The sequence below is a fragment of the Haloplanus sp. GCM10025708 genome (assembly GCF_042663985.1).
Classification (GTDB): domain Archaea; phylum Halobacteriota; class Halobacteria; order Halobacteriales; family Haloferacaceae; genus Salinirarus; species Salinirarus marinus.
This window is the reverse complement of sequence record NZ_JBHSZA010000011.1, coordinates 2,555,482-2,578,034: the sequence shown is the minus strand read 5'-3', so window position 1 is coordinate 2,578,034 and position 22,553 is coordinate 2,555,482. Positions and strand designations below refer to the sequence as shown.

18 protein-coding genes and 4 pseudogenes are annotated in these 22,553 nt (G+C 63.7%); 15 read left to right on the top strand and 7 right to left on the bottom strand.

Features of this window, described 5'->3' with window-relative positions:
* Positions 1-38 precede the first annotated feature (38 nt).
* Positions 39-524 (top strand): DUF6663 family protein, encoded by a 486-nt coding sequence (locus tag ACFQJD_RS17530; protein WP_379799937.1) that lies wholly within the window; start codon positions 39-41, stop codon positions 522-524.
* Positions 500-625, top strand: coding sequence for a DUF6663 family protein (locus tag ACFQJD_RS17525; RefSeq protein ID WP_379799935.1), 126 nt, complete (start codon positions 500-502; stop codon positions 623-625). The genes ACFQJD_RS17530 and ACFQJD_RS17525 overlap by 25 nt, the downstream gene beginning before the upstream one ends.
* A gap of 32 nt (positions 626-657) precedes the next feature.
* Here the strand turns inward: ACFQJD_RS17525 and ACFQJD_RS17520 are convergent, their stop codons facing one another.
* A complete protein-coding gene (locus tag ACFQJD_RS17520; RefSeq protein ID WP_379799934.1) occupies positions 658-927 on the bottom strand; it encodes a hypothetical protein in 270 nt (89 codons plus the stop codon).
* A gap of 152 nt (positions 928-1,079) precedes the next feature.
* Between ACFQJD_RS17520 and ACFQJD_RS17515 the strand changes: the two are divergent.
* Positions 1,080-2,383, top strand: a pseudogene (locus ACFQJD_RS17515) (Tat pathway signal protein).
* 45 nt (positions 2,384-2,428) lie between these two features.
* The gene (locus ACFQJD_RS17510) at positions 2,429-3,415 is read left to right on the top strand and encodes a DUF7350 domain-containing protein (protein WP_379799932.1); all 987 of its coding nucleotides are present in this window, start codon (positions 2,429-2,431) and stop codon (positions 3,413-3,415) included.
* A 39-nt stretch (positions 3,416-3,454) separates the two neighbouring features.
* On the opposite strand, the gene ACFQJD_RS17505 is transcribed toward ACFQJD_RS17510, so the two are convergent.
* Complete coding sequence (locus ACFQJD_RS17505; RefSeq protein ID WP_379799931.1) at positions 3,455-4,114, bottom strand: DUF2267 domain-containing protein; 660 nt, start codon at positions 4,112-4,114, stop codon at positions 3,455-3,457.
* A gap of 226 nt (positions 4,115-4,340) precedes the next feature.
* Here ACFQJD_RS17505 and ACFQJD_RS17500 point away from each other — a divergent pair, with 226 nt between their 5' ends.
* The gene (locus tag ACFQJD_RS17500) at positions 4,341-4,760 is read left to right on the top strand and encodes an Hsp20/alpha crystallin family protein (protein WP_379799929.1); all 420 of its coding nucleotides are present in this window, start codon (positions 4,341-4,343) and stop codon (positions 4,758-4,760) included.
* 142 nt (positions 4,761-4,902) lie between these two features.
* On the opposite strand, the gene ACFQJD_RS17495 is transcribed toward ACFQJD_RS17500, so the two are convergent.
* The 4 genes and pseudogenes from ACFQJD_RS17495 to ACFQJD_RS17480 all read right to left on the bottom strand — a co-directional run bounded on the left by ACFQJD_RS17495 (position 4,903) and on the right by ACFQJD_RS17480 (position 8,471).
* A complete protein-coding gene (locus ACFQJD_RS17495) occupies positions 4,903-5,583 on the bottom strand; it encodes a S1C family serine protease (RefSeq protein WP_379799927.1) in 681 nt (226 codons plus the stop codon).
* A 74-nt stretch (positions 5,584-5,657) separates the two neighbouring features.
* Positions 5,658-5,792, bottom strand: a pseudogene (locus ACFQJD_RS17490) (trypsin-like peptidase domain-containing protein); the annotation flags it as partial.
* A 296-nt stretch (positions 5,793-6,088) separates the two neighbouring features.
* Positions 6,089-7,000, bottom strand: a complete 912-nt coding sequence (locus ACFQJD_RS17485) for a thiamine-phosphate synthase family protein (RefSeq protein ID WP_379799925.1) — start codon at positions 6,998-7,000, stop codon at positions 6,089-6,091.
* A 397-nt stretch (positions 7,001-7,397) separates the two neighbouring features.
* Positions 7,398-8,471, bottom strand: coding sequence for a succinylglutamate desuccinylase/aspartoacylase family protein (locus tag ACFQJD_RS17480; RefSeq protein WP_379799923.1), 1,074 nt, complete (start codon positions 8,469-8,471; stop codon positions 7,398-7,400).
* Positions 8,472-9,164: 693 nt separating this feature from the next.
* Between ACFQJD_RS17480 and ACFQJD_RS17475 the strand changes: the two genes are divergently transcribed.
* The 9 genes and pseudogenes from ACFQJD_RS17475 to ACFQJD_RS17435 all read left to right on the top strand — a co-directional run bounded on the left by ACFQJD_RS17475 (position 9,165) and on the right by ACFQJD_RS17435 (position 20,632).
* Positions 9,165-9,692 carry a hypothetical protein gene (locus tag ACFQJD_RS17475; protein WP_379799921.1) on the top strand — a complete coding sequence of 176 codons (528 nt, stop codon included), beginning with the start codon at positions 9,165-9,167 and terminating at the stop codon, positions 9,690-9,692.
* A 6-nt stretch (positions 9,693-9,698) separates the two neighbouring features.
* Positions 9,699-10,460, top strand: a complete 762-nt coding sequence (locus tag ACFQJD_RS17470; protein ID WP_379800584.1) for a M28 family metallopeptidase — start codon at positions 9,699-9,701, stop codon at positions 10,458-10,460.
* Between the two features lie 87 nt (positions 10,461-10,547).
* Positions 10,548-12,421, top strand: a pseudogene (locus ACFQJD_RS17465) (CocE/NonD family hydrolase).
* 338 nt (positions 12,422-12,759) lie between these two features.
* Positions 12,760-14,661 carry an ABC transporter substrate-binding protein gene (locus ACFQJD_RS17460; protein ID WP_379799918.1) on the top strand — a complete coding sequence of 634 codons (1,902 nt, stop codon included), beginning with the start codon at positions 12,760-12,762 and terminating at the stop codon, positions 14,659-14,661.
* Positions 14,564-15,511, top strand: coding sequence for an ABC transporter permease (locus ACFQJD_RS17455; protein WP_379799916.1), 948 nt, complete (start codon positions 14,564-14,566; stop codon positions 15,509-15,511). Before ACFQJD_RS17460 ends, ACFQJD_RS17455 begins: the two co-directional genes overlap by 98 nt.
* A complete protein-coding gene (locus ACFQJD_RS17450) occupies positions 15,512-16,435 on the top strand; it encodes an ABC transporter permease (RefSeq protein WP_379799914.1) in 924 nt (307 codons plus the stop codon).
* 3 nt (positions 16,436-16,438) lie between these two features.
* Complete coding sequence (locus ACFQJD_RS17445) at positions 16,439-17,533, top strand: ABC transporter ATP-binding protein (protein WP_379799912.1); 1,095 nt, start codon at positions 16,439-16,441, stop codon at positions 17,531-17,533.
* 257 nt (positions 17,534-17,790) lie between these two features.
* Positions 17,791-19,035, top strand: a complete 1,245-nt coding sequence (locus ACFQJD_RS17440) for a M20/M25/M40 family metallo-hydrolase (protein WP_379799910.1) — start codon at positions 17,791-17,793, stop codon at positions 19,033-19,035.
* A gap of 259 nt (positions 19,036-19,294) precedes the next feature.
* A complete protein-coding gene (locus ACFQJD_RS17435; RefSeq protein WP_379799908.1) occupies positions 19,295-20,632 on the top strand; it encodes an ABC transporter ATP-binding protein in 1,338 nt (445 codons plus the stop codon).
* A gap of 87 nt (positions 20,633-20,719) precedes the next feature.
* On the opposite strand, the pseudogene ACFQJD_RS17430 reads toward ACFQJD_RS17435, so the two are convergent.
* Positions 20,720-21,349: pseudogene (locus tag ACFQJD_RS17430) on the bottom strand (serine hydrolase); the annotation flags it as partial.
* A gap of 470 nt (positions 21,350-21,819) precedes the next feature.
* Between ACFQJD_RS17430 and ACFQJD_RS17425 the strand changes: the two are divergent.
* Complete coding sequence (locus tag ACFQJD_RS17425) at positions 21,820-22,485, top strand: TasA family protein (RefSeq protein ID WP_379799906.1); 666 nt, start codon at positions 21,820-21,822, stop codon at positions 22,483-22,485.
* Positions 22,486-22,553 lie beyond the last annotated feature (68 nt).

Below are 22,553 nucleotides of genomic sequence, written 5' to 3'. Positions count from 1 at the left end.
ATCCGACAGTATATCTTCCCCGAGCGAATAGCCCCTGTATGGACCCGACTACGAACGGGGAGTACCGCGTCCTGTCGAGGCGGACCGAGACGGACCTCGTCTTCGTCGACCGCTCGGCCGACGAGTCGTACGACCCCGTCACGGTCACCGTCCCGGAGTCCGCGCCGACGCTCCGCCCCGGATACGCCGTCGACGCGACGCTCTCGTGGCCCGGATCGGGCCCCGCCGAACTCGTCGACGCGGACGTCCGCCGGCGGACCAGATTCGAATTCCTGGACGACGTGACCGGCCTCTTCGAGGCGGCACGGGAGACGTGGCGCGAGGCCTCGGCCGCCGGCGACGGCGTGAATTCGCGGGTCACCCGCAACACCGATGGCGACCCGAACGGCGCGCTCTACGTCTTCGCGAACCCGCCCGGCGGTCCGGACGTCTTCGAGGAGCTCCAGTCCGGAACGCTCCCCTCGAACCCCTCGTCGAACGGGTCAACGAGGACGACGGCGTGGCCGAACGCGAGGTGTTCGTGATGCGTCCGGCCGACGACCCGTTCGTCGTCGTCTACGTCGTCTTCGAGCCGGAGGGTCTGCTCGCTACCACCGTCAGGGACACCTACGACTGTCCGCGCTGACGCGGCCCCTCCGGCCGTCGGAGCCGACCGCGTCACTCGATGAAGCCGACGCCCATCTCCTCGAACTCGCGTTCGACGTAGTCGCGGCCGTGATCGGTCAGCAGATAGTACGCCCCGTCGAGCCGTCTCACCAGGTCGCGCCGTTCGAGTTCGTCGAGGGCGGCGCAGACGGCCGACTCCGACGGCGGGTCGTCGACGACCGCTGCCAGATTCGCCGCGATGCCGCCGGGGGAGACGCCGACGCCCGCCTGTGAGAGCACCCGAATCACCCGTTCGGCCGCCTCGTTCTCGAAGTCGGACATGGCTCTCTCCTCTCGACCGAGCGGCAAAAGCCCCGGGTCTAACGGCCGCTACGCCTGGGTACGGCCCCGGGCGTCTCGTAGTCGCCCGGGAGCGCCGGCCCTTCGAGAACCAGACCATAACCCGCTTTTTCCTCCCGCTCCTGGGCTGTTCTATGGACCAGCGTAGCGACCGAGGAATCCCCAGACGGGCCTTCCTCCGGAGCGCCGTCGCCATCGGTGGCGCGTCGGCGCTCGCCGCCTGTCTGGACCGCGAATCCGTGGACGTGCCGACCGGTCCCGACGACCTCTCGACGCTCCCGGACCGACAGCACGCGTGGAACGCCGTCTCTGCCACCGACGACCACGGCAACGTCGTCCAGCCGCGCCACCGGATTCTGCTCGCGTTGAACCTCGCCGGCGACGGCGCGCCCTCGGGCGTCGACCGGGAGACGACCGACTCCGCGCTCCGGAGCCTCGACCGCGCTTACGAACGGAGCCACGACGGCCTGCTTTTCACCGTCGGCTACTCGCCGGCCTACTTCGAGCGCTTCGACGCCGCGCTCCCCGACGCCGTCGACCTGCCGATGCCCGAACCGCTCGCCGCGTTCGAGGACCCCGACCCCGACACGCCCGACGCGATGGTCCACTTGGCCTCCGACCACGCGTCCGTCGTCCTCGGTGCGGAACAGGCCCTCCGCGGCGAGACCGCGTCGCTCAACAGCGTCGACGTCGAGGCGGCGCTGACCGACGTCTTCGCCGTGGCCGACCGGCGCACCGGCTTCGTCGGCGAGGGACTGCCGGCGTCTCACCAGGACGTCGACGGCGTCCCCGACTCCGACCCGGTCCCCGAGGACGCGCCGCTCTACATGGGGTTCAAGTCCGGATTCTCGAAGAACCAGGCCACCGAGGACCGCGTGACCATCCAGGGCGGCCCGTTCGCCGGCGGGACGACCCAACACGTCTCGAACATCCGTCTCAACCTCTCGCAGTGGTACGAACAGGACAGTCGCTTCCAGCGGGTCGGCAAGATGTTCTGCCCGGCCCACGCCAGGACGGGGGCCGTCGAGGGCGTCGGCGACAACCTCGGCGACAGTAGCGGGATGAGCGCCTGTCCGGCGGCGGACGACTCCGCCCGCGAAGACGGCATGGTCGGCCACTCTCAGAAGATGGTGAGCGTCCGCGAGGACGACCGTCCCATCATCCTCCGCCGCGACTTCGACTCGACGGACGGCGGCCACGCCGGCCTCCACTTCGTCACCCTCCAGCGACGCATCGAGGATTTCGTGGCGACGCGCGAGGCGATGAACGGCACCGACCTCTCGGGGGCGCCGTCGGCGAACGGAACAACAACGGCATCCTCCAGTACGTCGACGTCCGCACCCGGGGCAACTTCCTCGTCCCGCCGCGTCGGTTGCGGGCGTTGCCGCCGGCGACTCCGGAGGGCGCGACCGCGGAGGGGGCCGATGCGCCGGCGTGACTTTCTCCGCGGCGTCGGCGCGGCGGGCGCGGCGGGGTTGGCCGGATGCGCCGGACTCGTCCGGACGCGAGCGGCGAACGTCCCCCCGTCATCGAGAACCGCCCGAACGCCGTCTACGTCCCGAGTCACGTCGAGGCGATGAAAGTGAGCGGCGTGGCCAGCGCCGGAGCCTATCGGTGTGCGCTGACCTACTCGTTCCCCCACCGGTTCTGGACCGTCTCCATCGACCGGACCGAGCGGGTGTCGATACGCGAGGACGACGCCGTCCACCTGATGCCCGTCGTCTGGCACGCCGAGACGGGCGTCGTCCCGGTGACGACGAACCCCAAGATCGAGATCTCTGAGGGCGGCGAGACGGTCACGTCGCTGTCGCCGTGGCCGATGCTCTCGCAGCCGATGGGGTATCACTTCGGCGACAACGTCGAACTGCCGGGCGACGGCACCTACGACGTCACCGTCCGAACGGGCGCGATCTCGGCGGCGACCGACGCCCTCGCGGCCGACGCCGCCACGTTCGAGTTCGAGTTCGACTACGCCCGCGAGACGGTCCGCGACATCGAATTCACGACGTATCCCGACGAGCAGGGGTCGACCGGTGCGGTGCCGCCGATGGAGATGGAGACGGTGCCGACGTCGCAGGTGCCGAAACCGGACGCGCTCCCGGGGCGTCCGCTCGGAGCGGCGACGAGCGGCGACGCCGTCTTCGTGGCGACGGCGATGGAGGACGCGACGCCGTTCGGCGGCACCGCCGAGGAGACCTACCTCGCCGTCTCGGCGCGCACGCCCTACAACCGGTTCGTCCTGCCGATGATGTCGCTCTCGGCGACGCTCGAACGCGACGGCGAGACGGTGTTCGAGGGGTCGCTCTCGACGGCGCTCCACTCGGAACTCGACTACCACTACGGGGCGTCGGTCCCGAGCGTCGACGCGGGCGACGTCGTCCGCCTCGCCGTCGACGTCCCGCCACAGGTCGCCCGCCACGAGGGGTACGAGACGGCGTTTTTCGACGTGCCACCGGTCGAAATCGCTTGATTCGGGCGCTCCGTCGATCCGGCGTCGCCGGTCGACGCGCTACGCGAACGCGACGAGCGGGTCGTAGCGGTCGGGGAGCTGTGCCTCGGCGTGGTCGAGTTCCTCGTCGGGAACGTGCTCCGCCAGCGCCCGCGTCACGACGCGAACGTACTCGCGGGCCGTCGCCTCCGACACATCCGCCCGGTGTTCGACCGTCTCGACGAACTCCGCCTTCGAGAGGTCGAGGGCCGCGTCGCTCACGCGCCGGGTGAGCCACCGCCCCGCCTCGTCGTCGAGGTAGGTCGCGAGGTCCTCGTCCTCGCCTTGCGAGAGTCGCCGTCCCAGCGCATCGAGGACGGCCTGACAGGCGGTCCGTGCCTCCTCCTCGGAGTCGACGTCGCTCAGTCGCTGGACCGTCTCGGGCAGCGTCTCGCCGTGGGGGACCTCGGCGGGCTGGAACAGGCGACCGTACTCCGGCGGGAGCTGCGCGGCCGCGTCGTGGAGTTCGTCGTGGCCGATGCAGTCGCCGACGACGGAGATGACGCCACGGGCCACCGACGCCGCTTGGCCGCGGGCGACGTCGGCGTCGTCGCTCACCCGCTCCAGAAACGCCTCCAGCTCGAGCGGCGACGCGCGGTGCGATTCGACCTCCCTGAGCGTGCTGGCGTAGGCCTCGGGGAGCGGTTCCTCGACGTCGCGGCGCTCCCCGGAGAGAGACACTCGCCGAGGGCCGACAGCGTGGCGTCGATCGCTCGATCGGCGGCGTCGTCGGAGTCGACCACCGTGACGTCCCGGACGGCCTCCCGAATGTCGGCTGCTGACGTCGTCATGCCGGGAGCTACTGTACCGACGGGTGTCAAAGCCGCCCCTACGTCGTTTCGTTCGCCCCGCCAAGCCGTTAGGATCCGCGCTTTTGAGCGTCGGATCGGTGGATCCGGACGGAACCATGCACCGCACGCTCCAGGACGTCGAAGACCTCTTCGAGCAGATGGATCGGCAGTTCGACCAGGCGCGCGTCAGACTCGGCGGCGAGATCGGGACGGCGGCCGTCGACGTCGCCGAGTGGGACGGCGAGTTCCTCGTCATCGCCGACCTGCCCGGCTTCGAACGCGAGGACATCGACGTGCGACTCACCGACCACACACTCCACATCGACGCCGAACACGTGGCCGAACACGAACCGGAGGCGGATCGCTGGCTCCGGCGCGAACGCGCCCGAACGTCCGTCTCGCGGCGGATCGAACTCCCGGAGGCGATCGACGAAGACAGCGTGTCGGCCACCTACGAGAACGGCGTCCTCACCGTGACGCTTCCGAAAGAGAGCACCACCGAGAGCACCGGCGGCCGTCGGATCTCGATCCAGTGACGCTCCCGGAGTCGTTCGTATCCAGTCCCCGCCGATGGGAAACGTCTGACACGCGAGCGACGCCGAACTGATCGCGGCGTGGGAACTGCTCCACGGCCGCGTCGAGACGGCCGCCGACTGACGGCGACCCGGCCGTCGTGGCTCACCCGACCGTCGCTTCTTCGGGCTCCGGACGACGCCCGAGCTCCACCGCCGCCGTTCGCTCGCTGCCGTCCCGCAACACGGTCAGCGCGACGGTGTCACCCGGTCGCGCGTGTAGCGCGAGATAGCTCCCGAGGTCCTCCGTCGTCAGGGTCCGCGTGTCGTCGACGGCGAGGACGACGTCGCCGCCGACGGGAACGGGGTCGCCGTCGACGACGGCCCGCTCCTCGCTCGGGCGCAGGACGCCCTCGGCGGGGCCGTCCGGGTCGACGTCGACGACGGCGAGTCCCCGGGGCGTCTCCAGGTCGTTGGCTCGGGCGATCGCCGGCGTCACGGCGACGAGCGAGACGCCCATGTAGGCGTGTTCGAACGTCCCCGCCTCGATCAGATCGTCGACGACCCGTCGGGTGAGTGCAGCCGAGATTCCGAAGCCGACGTTGTCGCCGGCACCCGAGTTGATGACGGCGACCGCCTCGCCGTCGAGCGAGACGAGCGGACCGCCGCTGTTACCGGGGTTGACGGCGGCGTCCGTCTGGACCGCGTCCGGGATGCGATAGCCGGTGGGGCTGGGGATCGACCGATTGACCCCGCTGACGATGCCGGTCGTGACGGTGCCGTCGAGACCGAAGGGCGTCCCGATGACGACCACCTCCTGGCCGACGGCTGCCGGCTCGTCGGCCATCGGGAGGGGGACGCGGACGCGGGCCGGTTCGGAACCTCGACCACGGCCAGGTCGCTGTAGGCGTCGGTGCCGACGACGGTCCCCGTTCGCCACGCCCCGTTTCGAAACCGGAGCTCGACCGCGTCGGCGTCGCCGACGACGTGTGCGTTCGTGACCGCGTGGTCCTCGTCGAAGACGAAGCCGGTGCCTTGCGTTCCGTCGATCGACACCTGGACGACCGAGTCGACCGTCTCGCGGTAGACGCGGGTGTAAACGCTCTCCGAGGGGGACTCGTCGTGGGCGTGGCGGTCGACGTCGCCGCCGTCGTCGTCTCGTCCGCGTCGGATCGGGAGCCACAGCCGGCTACGCCGGCCGCAACGACCGAACTCGCGGCCGCGAGTAGCCGACGGCGCGTGAGCGCGTCCGTGGTCATACGGTACCTACGGTCCCGAGACGTAACTCCGTTGTCACACGACGTCGGACCGGCCGCTTCGCCGACGCCCCCGTCGCGGCGCTCACCGATTCGCTACCCCGTTCGCTCGACGAGGTCCAGGGCCACGTCGACGGCGTCGACGGCGGTCTCGCCGAGCACGTACGTTATCGGCTCGATGCCGAAATCGCCCTCGTGGTAGACGACCCGCGGCGCGTCGCGGTCCGCAAAGAGCGACCGGAGTCGCTCCGCTCGATTCTCGTAGCCCGCGTCGAACTCGACGGGGTCGAATCCGCGGTCACGGGCGGCCGCGAGCAGATCCGCCGCCGTCGCGAGGTTGACCGCTCCCCGGACCGCGGGATCGACGACCGTCGCCGCCAGAAGCACGGTCGCGACGTGGCGTGACGCGCCGAACTCGGGGTTCGCCGGGACGTTGACGTCGCCCCGCATCGCGTGGAGGCGTCCGGGGACGGCCGCGACGTCGGTCTCGTCGTCGGCGTTCGGCAGCGCCATCGCGACGTTGGTGCCGACGTTCGGCACGTAGTCGACGGCGTTCGGCGCGTTCGCGAAGCGACGGACCGCGCGCCGAACGTTCTCGAGGACGTCTCGCTCGGCCTGTACGGCCCGGTCGCGTCCGCGAACGCACAGATCACAGCCCATCCCTTCGAGCGCCGGCATCTCCCGCTCGTGAATCTCGCAGATGGGGCCCCGGTCCTCGAACTCCCGGACGAGCGCGAGCAGTTCGGCGAGCGCCTCGTAGTCGTCGAGCGTATCGTCGGCGAAGCCGTCGGCGAGTCGCTCGACCACCTCCTGCATCCGCGGATGGGTCGCCAGTTCGTCGGCCCGATCCTCGTTGAGGTACTGGCTCACCGCCGCCTGCGAGACGCCGAGGCGGGCCGCGATCTCCCGCTGGGCGAACCCGCGGTCGTCGAGCGCATCCGCCAGCATCGACCGCGCCGTCGGCAGGAAATGTTCGACTACGATTTCGCTGGGGAGTTGCAGCGTCACACTCTCACCCCGTGGGCGCGTTTCATGCCCGACACTGGCGAGAGGCCGTCCCTTATGCCTCTCGGTGCTCCGAACCGACGAGAACTGGCGGCGGGTTCGGATGCACCGAGCGTCGAACCGCTGTCGCTGCTCGGGCCTTCAGGAGCGAAGACACCGAAATCCGAGCTCCGACCCCCGTCTGCACAGGCAACACGAGTGGATCTCGACGACCCCGTCACGAATTGGCCGATGCGACCCTCCGCTCACACGGTTACCGACTCGTCCGAGCCATCCGCTGGTGTGGTGAGGACGGAATCCACGACTTGAACGATCACACCGGGAGATAGCCCTCGTTTTCGGGACAAACGACGTGAAGCGGTACTCGGTTGTGAAGAACCGTCGGTGTCTCCAGAACCGACTACTCGGCTTCCTCCTCGTCGGCCATCCACCGCTGCCCGTAGGAGCGATAGCCGTCGAACTCCCCACGGCTGATTTCGCGTTCGAGTTCTTCGCGGGTTTCGCTGCTGATGTGGACGAGGTGGCAGATCGGATGTCCCGGGAGCGCGATCGGGTTCTCGAGGACGCCGACGATGAGGCCGGTGAACGGCGCTTCGACGACGTGCTCTTCGTCCTTGAAATGGTCCGTAATGGTACAGATAGTCTCGCCTTCGTGGACGAGCGGGTTCGGCCCCCACTTCATTTCGACGAGTCCGCCCGTGTCCGCCCGAATCCAGCGCTTCTCCTCGGTCGGTCCCATGACCTTTCGCCAGGATGGCTCGGTAACTTCTCCCGCGGGGTAGACCCCGTATTCGGCGAGGACGCTCTCGACGCCATCGAGCGCTTTCGCGATGAGCGCCGGCTGGAACCGGTGAGCCTTCCCCATCTCGACGGTGATGGTCGGAACGCCGTTGCGCGAGGCGACGGCCCGGAGCGAGTTCTCGTCGCCTTCGCCCGAGAGGATGACGTTCGTCCCGAACGCTTCAGCGAGTCGTTCGACCTCTGGATTGCCGACGTCGGCGCGGGCGTGATACATCGTGGTCCGATTTCGGGTCGACGTGTGGAAGTCCAGTCCGAGGTCGCACTGCCTGACGAACTGGTGATAGACCTGATGAGCCATCCGCTCGGCCGTGTTCGAGCGTTCCTTCCCGGGGAACGATCGGTTGAGGTCCTGATCGTAGATAGGGAGGTAGCGCTGTTGTGCCTGATAGCCGGGGACGTTCACGACGTGAAGCAGTACCAGCGTTCCGTGGACATCGTTCGGGCGATAGCGGTCTGCGACCTCCTGTAAAACCTTGACGCCGTTGAGTTCGTCGCCGTGAATCGCGGCAGTCATGAACACGCGCGGCCCTGGCTGGTCGCCGTTGATAACCGTCACCGGCATCTCGACGGCGTCGCCGAGGTAGGTCTCGCTCACCTCGTAGCGGAACTGCCGTTTCTCGCCGGGGGTGACTTCCGCGTCGAACCGGAACGGACGTGGCTGCTCTTCGGCCATGGACGGAGATTGAACGTCGAAGACGGTTAATCATCTGCTGTGCCCCCGTTCTATGCCACCACCGATCGAACGTGAAGGCGTGTCCGTAGAACGTGACTGGCGTGAGCGTCTACCGCGTATCGGCACTCTCGTTGCCATCGGTGTCGTCGTTTTCGGACTGGCGGCTTCGACAGTCGGGACGTCGCTCGCCTGGATGCTGGCGAACTCTCCGTCACGATTCTTCCGTTCGGTCGAGCGCTCGCGGCACCGGATCTCTTCGCGGTCGTCACCGCTCGCGTCGGCAGTGTTCTCGTCCTGTGGGCCGTAGCTACTCGTCGAGCGCCACGCTATCGACCCCACCACCTCGCCGCGATGGGCTTTTTCTGGATGGGCTGGGGAGTTTGGCAGGCGTGGGTATTGCTCGCGTTACAGACGAACCCTTGTGGAGTTGAAGCTGCCCGCAGGGATATCAGCGGTCTACACGGTGGCCCCACGTCTGCTTCGTGTGCCTTCGCAACGTGGTCGAATATCGTCAATCTCCCAGACGGTATCTCGGCCACGTGCTTCGCGCTTCCGTTGGCACCCTTCGGCCGAGGGATAGCTACGTTGATAGGATAATTTAATACTGTGCGTTCCAGGGGGTAAAATCTAATGTCAGGGTTGGCAGAATCTACCATCGGAAACGCCTACAGAGAACCGTTTATGTGGGAGTTGTTGGAAGAGCTGACCGAGATCGGGAACAGGATGGCCGGACAGGAAGGCGAAGCGCGAGGGGCCGAGGTAATGAAGGACGGATTCGTTCGGGCGGGGGCGCGCGATCCCCAGATCAACGAATTCGAGATCCCGGGCTGGTGGCGAGAATCTGCCGCACTGGAGGTGACGGGACCGACGGCGAACGTTTTCGACCGGAGTTACGAAATCGTCGCGCTTCCCGGTTCACCGGCCGCGTCGGTGAGCGGCGAACTCGTCTCCGTCGGCGACGGCGTCCCCGAAGATTTCGACTCGACGGACATCGAGGGGAACGTCGTTCTCGTCTCGGCGCAAACGCCGCGTACGTACGGACGGTGGGTCAACCGAATCGAGAAATACACCAGAGCAGAATCCGGGGCGCAGCCGGATTCATCTTCTATAATAGGGGAGTCGATGGCGGTGTGCCGCCGACGGGCGCAGTCGGATTCAGCCGTAACGCCCCGGGACCGATTCCGGCCGTCGGCGTCAGTAACGAGGTCGGGCAGCGGCTGATCCGGTATCTCGAAGGGAGAGGTTACGGTCGATCTGTCTATCTCCTGTCGGAACGAGCGGGCGACGTGTCGGAACGTCGAAGCAGTCGTCGGTCCGGATACGGAGTCCGAGATACTGGTCACCGGTCACGTAGATTCCCACGACATCGGGGACGGGGCACGTGACAACGGCGCGGGAAGCGTCTTGGCCGCGGAGATCGGCCGTCTGCTGGCGTTGAACGAGGATCGCCTGGACACCAAAGTTCGACTCATTTCCTTCGGCGGAGAAGAGCCAGGACTCTACGGGTCGTACTACTGGCAGGAAAACCACGACCTCGACGCCGTCAAATGCCAGGTGAACATGGACGGGATCGGATACTCCCGCGATCTCATGGTGAACGGCAGTGAATCGGTCCGTGAGGTCTTCGAAGAGTCGGCCCGGCGACTTGGCGTCCCGATCGAGACGAATCCGCTCTCCTCCGTTGGACCGTTCACTGATCAGTGGCCGTTTATCAAGGAAGGAGTAGCGTCCGTGACTTGCAGGTCCAGAGAAGATAGCGCCCCCGTTCGGTACGGCAATACGGAGTGGGCACACACGCACGCGGACACGCTGGACAAACTCGATTGGCGCGATATGCGGGATCTGGGGATTCAGATCGCCACCGCGGTGGCCGGGCTCGCGGACGCGGAAACCGAGATCCCTTCGGTCCCCGTGTCTGCGGTCCGAGACGCCGTGCCAGAGCCGGTTCACGAGTATCTCAGGCTGGCGGGGCGTTCGGAGTGGGAATGAACGGAGGGCGATAGGGTAGCGCTCTGCGTTCTGCGAGACCGATCGGTGTTCCCCGGTATTTATTATCTACTGTAGAAATGTCGTGCCATGACAACTGATGAACGGTTCGATAACGTCGTTTATCACGACCGTATGGTCGAAATGCGCGATGGCACCCGATTAGCTACGGACGTATACCGGCCTGCGGACCCGGAGACGGGTGACCCCATCAGCGAACCGAGGCCCGCGCTTCTCGTTCGGACGCCGTACGACAAACGCGCCTACGACAGAGTGGAGACGCAGGGTCGGTGGTACGCGAAACGAGGATACGTCGTGGCTATGCAAGACGTTCGAGGGCGGTACGCGAGCGAGGGCGAGTTCTACTTGCTGAAAAACGAAGCGGAAGACGGGGCGGATACAGTCGAATGGCTCGCGGACCGGCCGTTCGTCGACGGCCAGGTCGGGACGATGGGTACGTCGTACATGGCGTGGGTGCAGAACGCGTTAGCGACGCAGAAACCCGAGGGGCTGTCAGCGATGTTCGTCAATCAGGGGGGCCAATGCGTGGGAGGCCACGCTGAGACACAACGGCGCGTTCGAACTCCGCTGGCTTACGTGGGCGTTCACCCTCGGCGGAGGGTTCGCCAAACGCTGTCTCGAAGACCCCGACCTCCAACGGCGGATGGCAGCGGTTGACATGCGCGATCTGCTGGCGGACGAGCCGGTGCTCGAAGGCCAATCTCCGCTAGCGAACCTCCCGAATTACGAAGAGTATCTGTTCGACTATCTGACCACCGAAGGGAGCGACGAACACTGGGACGATCCTTCGATCAATTTCGAGGCGCACTACGACGAGATGGCGGACGTCCCGGCAGTGTACTCGGGGGCTGGTACGACTCCTACACCAAGGCGACGATAGACAATTTCGAAGCCGTAACGGACCACCTGGAGAGCGATCAGTTTCTGATCGTCGGCCCGTGGACACACGGGGGACAGGACACGTGGACGCGGACGTTCTCCGGTGACATCGATTTCGGCCGAGACGCCATCGTCGACCACTTGGAGACGAAATTACGGTTCTTCGACCACTACCTCCTGGGGAAAGACAGTTGGGCCGATCAGCCACGTGTACAGTATTTCAGGATGGGGACCCACGAATCGACGGACGTTCGGAACCGGAGACTCCACCACGGCGGAGCGTGGGAGAGCGCAGACGACTGGCCGCTGCCAGGGACCGAGTTCACGAAATACTTCCTGCACGACGACCAGTCGCTTTCGCGAGAGCGGCCGACGAACGACGCGGGGACGACGACGTACGATTTCGACCCACACGATCCCGTCCCGACGGTGGGCGGTAACTGCTCGTCGTACTACACGTTCGAGCCTCGTGACGAGTCGATCGAAGAGTATCCCCTCCGCGAACGGCGGAGAGTGAGTATTACTGGCCGTGGAGGCTACGACCAACGGACCAAGCCGAGCACTGCTGGCGCGAACCCTCCCTACGGACCGTTGGAGAACCGATCCGACGTCGTTTCCTTCAAAACGCCACCGCTGTCGGACCGAGTGGAGATCGCGGGGCCGATCCGCGTCCGCCTGTTCGCTGCGACGGACGCACCGGACACGGATTTCACCGCGAAACTGATCGACGAATACCCCCGAGCGCTGAGTACCCGGAAGGGTTCGCACTGAACATTTCGGACTCGATCTGCCGAGCGCGGTATCGAGGATACCGACGGACCGAAGATTTCGTCGAACCGGGGGAAGTGTACGAGTTTTACATGGAGCCGTATCCGAGCGCGAACGTGTTTCAGCCGGGACACCGGATTCGGCTGGACATTTCCTCCTCGAATTACCCCCGCTACGACGTAAATCACAACACAGGCGGGCCGCTGTACGGCGATCGAGAGTACCAGGTTGCCACGAATACGATCCATCACAACGAGGAGTACCCGACCCACGTCGAACTACCGATTCGGCCGTGAACCCCGGATAGGCTGGCGTCGAGTCACGCTCGAACGACGGTCGAACCGACGGATGCGGTGTCGAACCGTCATTGATTACCATGTAAATATACGGAAAATAACGTAATTTGGATGAAAGTTACTCATATGTAGTCGAGCTCACCAAATAGAGCGTTATTTTTGCCGCTATACTGTAGTACACCCCAATATAATACAAATCCCACTTAGTTAACCGAGTTTGATGGGAAAATTGTTCAAATACAGTAAGATAATAGAACAATATTGAACACAAGTCACTTGCCGGGCATTAGCATTACGCAAGAGAGAGATTTAATAGCATGGAGTTGAAGGTATGCCTCATGCCAAAGGTTGACAGAAGTGACCTTGAAGGCCCAAAGATCGATCGACGGACAGCTACCAAACTCTTCAGCCTCGCTGGATTCAGTGGCATCGCGTCGCTAGCGGGATGTTCCGGCGAAGACGGCGGGAGTGGCGGCGACGGTGGTGGCGGCACGGCCGGGGGCGGTTCCGACGGCGGTGATGGAGGAACTACGCAGACGGAAACGCCGAGCACCGGGAGCCAGGGCGGGAGCGTCGAGGCCGCGCTCGCTGGCATCGACCAGGTCGCTCACCTCAATCCCCATCGGATCAACCAGGCTTTCGAAGTCCAGGTTGCCTCCAACATCTTCAGTGCGCTGCTCAAACTGAACGACAACGCGGAGATCGTCGGCGACCTCGCCACGGACTGGACTATTCCGGACAACACGACGTACGAATTCACCATCGCGGAGGGGGTCACCTTCCACAACGGGGACACGCTCGACTCCGAGGCGATCAAGTGGTCGATCGAGAGCCTGATGGAGAACGACGCGTCTCCCCGACAGGGGAACACCTCGGCGATCGAAAGCATCGAAGCGCCGGATCCGACGAGCCTCACGATCTCGCTCTCACAACCGCAAGCGCCGTTCATCAGCTTCCTCACCCGAGGGGTCGGCCGCGTGTCGACCGTGATCAACCAGACCGCCTACGAAGAGGATCCGGAGGAGTACGATCGGATGCCCGTCGGCAGCGGTCCCTTCGAGATCACGAATCGGGACTCTGGCTCTTCGATCACGCTGGAGGCGTACGACGACTACTGGGAGACCGACAGCGACGGAAATCAGCTGCCGTACCTCGACCAGGTGACGTTCAACATCGTTCCGGAGGCGACCACGGCCTGGAACGCGGTCCGGTCCGGGTCCATGCACTACTCGGACAACATGCCGCCACAGCAGGCCCAGCAGGCCGAACAGGCTCCGAACATCAGCGTTCGAAACGTCTCGACCGCGACGTGGCACTGCCTGGCCCCGCTCTGTGTCAAACCCCACGAACACCCCGAGTGGGCGCGCAGGGCGAGCGGGAGTGAGGAAATCACGGACAAGTGGGAAGGCACGGACCTCCCGACCACCGACGCCAGAGTCCGCCGAGCGATCTCTCTGGCGATCAACAGAACGGAGATCGTCGAGCGGGCGTACTTCGGGACGGCCCGGGAGGCACATCAGCTGTACAACTACCAGGTCGGATGGCTCCCGCACGACGAGATGCCCCAGCAGCAACACGACCCGGAGCAGGCCGAACAGCTGCTGGAGGAAGCCGGATACACGGGCGAGCCTCGGGTGTCGATGTCGCTTCTCGCCCCCACGGGCTGGGAACGAGAAGCCACCGTTCTCCAGGCGCAGCTCTCGAACGTCGGCATCGACCTCGAGTTGAACGTGGTGCAGTTCTCCGAGTTCTACGACCTCCTGTACGCGTACACGCACGAACTGGTCATCGCCTACGGTGCCCAGGACATGGATCCGTGGATGTCTCACTGGAAACAGCTGCACACGCCGACGGGCGAGAACAACAAGGGCGTCTGGCAGAAGGGTCTCTACTCCAACGAGGAGTTCGATCAGCTCATGCAGGAAGACTTCAGCCAGGCGGCTCCGGAGGACCGGGTCCCGATCCTCAAAGACATGATGGAGATCTTCGTGGAAGACGCGCCCTACGCGATGACCGCGTTCCTTCGGGAAGTGCGGCCCTACTCCGACTCACTCAGCGGGTTCGAAACCCCGGTCGGCCAGAGTAACTTCCACTACGCGTCCTCGAGCAGTAGCGGCCCTCCCTACCACAATATTTCAGAGTATGCAACGCTATCTTGCCAAACGTGTCGCGCACGGGCTGGTAGTCATTTATGTCGTTGCGACGGTCGTATTCCTGGCCGTTCGATCGGTCCCAGGTGACCCAGCACGGCTCTTACTTGGCGGCGACGCGCGACCTTCGGCTATCGAAGCACTGAGAGAACAGATGAATCTGGACGAACCGGTCCACGTACAGTATATCAACTGGATGACCGACATCACCCAAGGTGATCTCGGAACGTCGTTCTTCTCCAATCAGCCGGTGCTAGAGATGATCGTCGGGGTGATCGAACCGACGTTAAGCATCGGAACGCTCGGGATGCTGATCGCGGTCAGCATCGCGCTCCCGGCAGGGATAATCAGCGCGCTTCGACGGTATCAGCCCGAGGATTACGTCGCGACGATACTCGCATTCCTGGGCCTCAGTATGCCCGAGTTCTGGATCGGGATTCTGCTGGTCTTGGTGTTCGCCACGACTCCGATTCCGATCTACGGATATACGGCGATCTCCCAGGGGCTCGTTTCGTGGCTCTCTCACATCATCCTTCCCGCTATCGCAGTCGGTGTGCCCTACGGGGCGATCCTCATGCGGATGGTTCGGTCTTCGATGTTGGAAGTGATGAGCGAGGACTACGTCCGGACGGCCCGCGCGAAGGGGCTGGACGAGAACCTCGTAGTATTCAAACACGGATTACAGAACGCTCTGATCCCAGTGGTAACGGTCGCTGGAATCCTCTTTGCGGTCTTGCTCGGTGGCGTCGTCGCCGTCGAACTGGTGTTCGGAGTGAGCGGCTTCGGACGTCTCCTGATCGGGTCTATCCAGCGGCGGGATTTCCCCGTTATCCAGGGGAGCGTCATCACGATCTCCTTCCTGTTCGTCGGTATGAACCTGGTGATCGACTTCGTGTACACATTAATCAACCCACAGATCAGGTATGGAGGAGAGTCATAAATGATTTCGAGGCTAATAAACACCGTTTCGAGGAGACTGACTGGCGGTTCGGAGACACATCTCTTCGGGATCAGATCGAACCTGCTGGAGCGTTTCTCCCGTATCCTCAAACGCGACCGCAAAGCACAGGTCGGGCTGTCGATCGTCGCAGTAGTGTCGCTGATAGCGATCTTTGCCCCCGTGATCGCCCCGTACGATCCGATGTCGCAGAATTTCCCCGTGATGCAACCGCCGACGTTCACGGGTGCCCACCCGCTCGGGACGGATTCGTTCGGTCGAGATCTGCTCTCACGGGTAGTTTTCGGCGCGAGGCTTAGCTTGGCCGTCGGGCTGAGTGCCGTCGCGTTCGGGACGCTAATCGGGGTCCCCATGGGACTGTACGCCGGATACTACGGCGGCTGGGTCGACGATTTGCTAATGCGGATGGTCGACACCATGTGGGCGTTCCCGGCGTTACTGATCGCGATCCTGGCCGTCGCCATCCACGGTCAGAGCATCTGGGTACCCATCTTCGCCATCGGCTTCGCCCTGATCGACGACTTCGCCCGCATTACCCGCGGTGAAGTCCTCTCCATCCGGGAGGAAGAGTACACGTTAGCGGCGGAATCTATCGGGATGGGGAAATTCAAGATCATGTTCGAAGAGATCCTGCCGAACGCAGTCGCCCCGATCCTCGTTCAGTATACGGTCTCTACGGCGCGTGCGATCCTGACGGAAGCCACCCTCTCGTTCCTCGGGATCGGTGTGAAAATCACCACTCCGACGTGGGGGTCCCTCCTTCGCCAGGGACGAGGATTTATCCAGCAGGCGTGGTGGATATCAATCATCCCCGGACTGATCATCATGATCACCGTTCTCGGTATCAATCTCTTCGGGGACGCGCTCAGAGACGCCTTCGACGTCAAGGAATCTGGAGGAACGTAACAGATGGCAGAACCACTACTAGAGGTCGAGAACCTCCGCACGCACTTCGACACTGAGGACGGAAGAGTTCAAGCCGTCGACGGGATCTCGTTCTCCGTCGAACACGGCGAGATATTCGGTGTCGTCGGCGAAAGTGGGAGCGGCAAGAGCGTGACGGCACGCTCGATCATGCAACTCATCGAATCGCCGCCGGGCGTGATCAACGCGGACGCGATCCGTTTCAAAGGGGAAGACCTGCTCGAAAAGTCGCCCCCGGAGATACGGGAAATCCGGGGCGGGGAGATCAGCATGATCTTCCAGGACCCGATGACGAGCCTGAACCCCGTTATGACGGTCGGTGAGCAGATCGCCGAGGTCGCGCGCCATCATCTCGATACGTCCGAATCGTCCGGGTTCTGGAGCGAGATGAAACGAAAATACGTAACGGGGGCTTCTCACGAGAGTGAATCCTGGAGGAGAGCGATCGAGCTAATGGATATGGTCGGTCTCCCCGATCCGGAACAGCGAGCCCACGAGTATCCCCATCAGCTGAGTGGCGGGATGCGACAGCGAGTAATGATCGCACAGGCCCTCGCCGGCGATCCCTCGTTGATCGTCGCTGACGAGCCGACGACGGCGCTGGACGTGAGCGTCGAGGCCCAGATTCTCCACGAACTACTGGAACTACGCGACGAATTCGACGTTTCGGTCGTTCTGATCACTCACGACCTGGGAGTCATTCACGAGACGTGCGATCGGCTCGCGGTCATGTATGCGGGGGAACTGATGGAGAAAGGAAAGACCGGGGACGTATTCGAGGACCCGAAGCATCCGTACACGCAGGCCCTCATGAAGAGCATTCCGCAGATAACAGACGACAGGGAGTGGTTGGACGTCATCCCAGGATCCGTGCCGGACCTGGTAGATAAACCGGCCGGTTGCCCCTTCCGTGAACGGTGTGAGTACGCGTTCGAGGGCTGTACGGAGCCACTCGTCGAGTACGACGTCGGGGAAAAACATACAGCAGCGTGCCATCTCCATAGCGACGAGGTAAACAAAGAGCTGACAGACCGTCCGGCCGCGCCCGAAAGTCACGAAGGGCCGTCCGAACAGGTCTAATCCACCCGCCGTTTGGCACGCCAAGCCCGAGCGGCTCCCCCGGCTACTTTTCGATTCGGTTTGTCGGGCGAGAGCAGTTCGTCCGTATCCCCCTGCGTTCTCCGATATGAGAATCGTTAATTGGTGTCGGAGAAAGGGGAGTTCATGGCGAACGGAATCACCGATTTAGTCGAGCAGAACGTCGAGAGATACCAAGAAGAGCTACTGGAACTGCTCGCCCAACCGAGCGTTAGCTCGACCGGTGACGGAATCGAAGCGTGTGCACGGAGCGTCGCCGGACTGCTGACGAATACGGGATCGATTCCGAGATCATCCCCACCGAACACAGCCCCGTCGTATACGGGGAGAAGATCGTCGACGATTCCTCGCCGACCGTGCTTTTCTACGGACATTACGACGTACAGCCACCTGGTGATCGCGAACGGTGGGATTCGCCGCCGTTCGACCCCACGGTCAGGGATTGTGCGGACTGTGGGACGTCGATTTTTGCCCGTGGCAGCGGCGACAACAAGGGCCAACTCGTCGCGCACATCTTCGCTCTCGAGATCCTCCACCAGGTCGCTGACGAACAGAACGTAAACGTCAAGTACGTTTTCGAAGGCGAGGAGGAAAACGGTAGCACCGGGTTCCACGACTTTCTCCGAACCCACGCCGAGAAACTGGAGTGCGATTTCGTCTACATCTCGGACGGCCCGATGCACGGTTCACGTCGCCCGACCATCGTCTACGGAAACCGAGGGCTGCTCGCGATGGAAGCGACGATCACGAAAGCGAACACGGACGTCCACTCCGGGAACTTCGGGGGACCGATACCGAACGCCGCTAACGACCTCGTCGCGGCCCTCGATACGCTGTTCGACGGGACTCACGGAACGCTGGACGTACTCGACGAGGACATCGACCTCCCCGATACGTACGCGGAGATGGCTTCTACCGTCCCCGTAGATCACGAGGCAACCAAATCGGAGTTGGGGCTCTCACGGTTAGCGCGGTCCGAAGACCAAACGTACTACGAGCGAATAGCCCTGTCACCGACCTTCTCGATAAACGGCCTCACCAGTGGCTATCAGGGGGACCGGATGAAGACGATCATCCCGCACGAGGCGACGGCGAAGTTCGACATCCGACTGCTGCCCGGTCAAAATCCGGATAAAGTGTTTACGCACGTCGAGGAGCGGTTGACGGCGCTCGATCCGGAAATCTCGGTGCGGAAACTCAGCACGTTCCTCCCCATGATAACGGATCCGGAAACACCGTACGCGGAGTTGATCAGAGACGCGGCCACGACCACGTGGAACGAGGAGGCCGTCGAGATGCCAGTCCTCGGCGGAAGTCTCCCAGCGGGGTATCTCAAAGACGTGCTCGAGGTCCCGGTGCTCGTCGTACCGTACGGTAACCCGGATCAGAACAACCACGCTCCGAACGAACACATGTCCCTCGACAATTTCAAAAACGGGATCGAGACCTCGGCCAGGGTTCTCGCAAACCTGCAGCGGCAGTGACGCGCGACTGAAGCCGCGGAACGCCCGCCTCGCCATTTTCTTTCAGGTCGGTCGTTCGCGAGACGCCGGTCGGGGACTGCCGGGTGTAGGCACACGACGCCCGTTCACCGGAACTCCCTCGCACGCGGCCCCCTCCGCCGTCGACGGCGACGCGGTTCGGGACGGGTTCACCTACGGGCGCTGTCAGAACGGCCGACGAGGAACCCCTGGTTTGATGAACCCTGCAATCTAGACGGTACCGACGCAAAAGGTGACGACAATGTCCCAGAAAGCCAAATCAGTCGATTCTCCTCTCCTAACGGCGGAAAATATCAAGAAGCATTTCCCTGTCGAAACAGGCATTATTAGCCGATTCCTCGGGGACGAAGAGTTCGTTCGCGCGGTCGACGGCGTAGATATCGAACTCCGAGAGGGCGAGACCGTCGGCGTCGTCGGAGAAAGCGGTTGCGGGAAGACGACGCTCGGTCGCACGGTCGCTCGCCTCTACGAACCGAGTGACGGGTCGATCCACTTCGACGACCAGGAGATCACGGACGTCTCGGGGGACCGCCTAAAGAAACTGCGCAAGAACATCCAGGTGATCTTCCAAGATCCGATGTCTTCGCTGAATCCTCGGAAAACGGTCGGCGAGATCGTGGCCAAGCCACTGGAGATTCACGATCTCGCGTCCGGGGACGAAAAGCGAGAGCGCGTCATCGAGCTCTTCGAGGAAGTCGGGCTACAGGAGTCCCATCTCGATCGGTATCCCCACGAGTTTAGTGGCGGGCAGCGACAGCGCGTCGGGATCGCCCGCGCACTGGCCGTCGAGCCGAAACTCATCATCGCGGACGAGCCCGTTAGCGCTCTCGACGTGAGCGTCCAGGCGCAGATCATCAATCTGATGAAACGGCTGCAAGCGGAATACGGAATCTCCTATCTCTTCATCGCTCACGATCTGAGCGTCGTCAAACACATCAGCGATCGCGTTGCCGTGATGTATCTCGGGAAGATCGCGGAGAAAGGGTCGACCGAGGAGATATTCGAGAACCCGCAGCATCCGTACACGCGCGCGCTCATGAATTCGATCCCCCGGGTGGACAAGAAGCGCTCTCGCCGCGACATCCTGCTGGAAGGCACTCCGCCGAGTCCGTCTAATCCGCCGGAGGGATGTCCGTTCCACAGCCGGTGTCCGGAGTTCATCGGCGACGAGTGTGTCGATCGAGAGCCGGAACTCGAGCAAGTGAGCGGCGATTCGGGAAGCGAGGACTCGTCGCACGTCGTCGCGTGCCACTGGCAGGAAAAGAGCGTCGAAGAGCGCCAAGAACAGGACCCGTTCAACAGAGAGCGACGGAGCCGAGCGGCGTCCCGTGAAATTCCCGCCGGGTCGAGGGAGATCACTCACTGCACGGCGGATATCACTCGCTGGAAGAGCTCGTCCATGTTCGGTCTGCGAGACCCCTCCTGTTCGGCTTTCTTCAGCCATCGCGAGACGACGACGAGATCGTGCTCCGGGTCGACCCAGACGACGTTCGAACCGCTTCCGATGGCCGCAAAACTGCTTTCGGGGGCGCTGGGCCAGAGGGCTCGATCTTCGTTGAGCCACCAGAGATACCCGTAGGTCGGCTGGAGAGAGCACGGCGTCGTTGCCATGTCGATCCACTCGGGGAGAGAATCTGCTTCTCTCCCCAGCTACCCCGTTCAACATGAGCTGGCCGACCCGAGCCAGATCGCGAGTGTTCATCCAGACGCCACCACCCCAGTGGCCGCCACCGGAGACGCTCTTCATCCGTTGGCCGTCGATCTCGACGTCCGAGTTGTAGTAGCCGTGCCACTCCCAGGTAGAAGACGCTCCGATGGGGTTCATTACCTCGTGTTGCAGGACCTTGTAGAGGGGCTTCTTCCAGAGGCGAAGTAGCGACAGCGCGAGTTGGTTCACCCGAACGTCGTTGTATTCCCAGTACGTGCCGGGTTCCCGTAGTTCGCGGGGAGTGCCCTTTTCGCCGTCCAGATCCGCCGTCCCGACGGGCCGGTATCGGTCGATGACGTCGGGTTTCCCGAACAGCGTTCCCTCCCACTCGCTGGTCTGCTGGAACAGCTGTTCCCAGGTGATCTCGGAGTTGTGTGGGGAGTCGAACCCACCGCCATCTATGTACTCCCGAACCGGGTCGGTTACGTCAGCGATGTGTCCCCGGTCGTATGCGACGCCGCCGACGATGGAGAGAAAGCTCTTCGAGATACTGAACGCGTGTTCGACCCTCGTCGTATCGCCCCACTCGGCCAGAACGTGACCGTCCTTGAGCACGACACCACTGGGCCCGCCACGCCGATCGGGCATCGGACCGATGAGCGTCGCATGTTCTTCCTCCGTATCGATCCCCAGCGACGAGAAATCGTACGGGAGCTGTTCCGACGGCGTGTCGTGTATCTTCGCGTACTCGACGGCGTCCTGCAGCGCTCGTGAATCGACGTCGGGAGCGGCGGCGTCGGCGAACTCCGGAGACCAGGTCATCTCTCCGGATTCCATCGCACGTTCGGCGGCGATTCATCGACGGTGCCGTCTCTGCTACGGGTTAGCATCACTTGCTCGACTAAGGCGATTGCCGATTTATATTTTCTCCTATAGCTCGGGGAGTCGCGTGGTCCGGGAACGCGGTGACCGTGCCGGGGTTGCTCGAACCGAGCGGGGAACGATTAGGCCGGCGATTTCCTCGACCTCCAAAGCAATTAGCCACCTCGGACTTCCACGGCTCCAGCGTATCGAAAGGCAGGCTTCACAGGACCCGCGCGGTCCGGAGCCACGGAACAATGTCAGAGGACTCTCACCCACTCTCACGACGGAAGGCACTGGCGGCACTGACGACGATCGGCGTCGGGAGTGCGGCCGTCGGCGCAGGGACGTTCGCGGCGTTCAGCGACACCGAGACCAGTAGCAGCAGTCTCTCGACCGAATCGATCACGCTCGACAAAGGGACGCAGACGCTCTCGTTCCAGTCGGGCAGCATCGAACCCGGAGACAGCGGAAGTTCGTCCGTCGTCGTCACGAGTACGGGCACAGCAGGCGGACAGCTCTCCGTCGCGATCGCGAGCGTCGACAACACCGACGTGGCCTCGACGACGCCCGAGGAGGACGCCGAAGGCGGCACGAACGTCCCGCTCTCGGAAGCTCTCGAAATCAAGATGTGGGTCGAAGAAGCCAGCGTGAGCAGCGGCACGGAAGGGCAGTTCGACCCCTCGTACGACTACGGGCTGAAATCCGACGGAAGCGTCGCCAACGGGAGCGGTGCGTCGCTGAGCTTCGCCCCCGTCGCTCAGTATCCGACCACGACGAGCTACTCGACGGCGACGTTCGCGGACTCCAGTTCCACGGACAAGGAGTTCTACGTGAAGTGGCAACTGCCCCAGTCGGCGACGAACGCCGTACAGCGCGACGAGACGACGGTCAACTTCGATCTCACGCTGAACCAGGTCTGACGCGGCCGCCGAGGTATCGCATCGACCACTGCGGGCGGGACCGCCTCGCTGTCTCGCCCATCTCGACT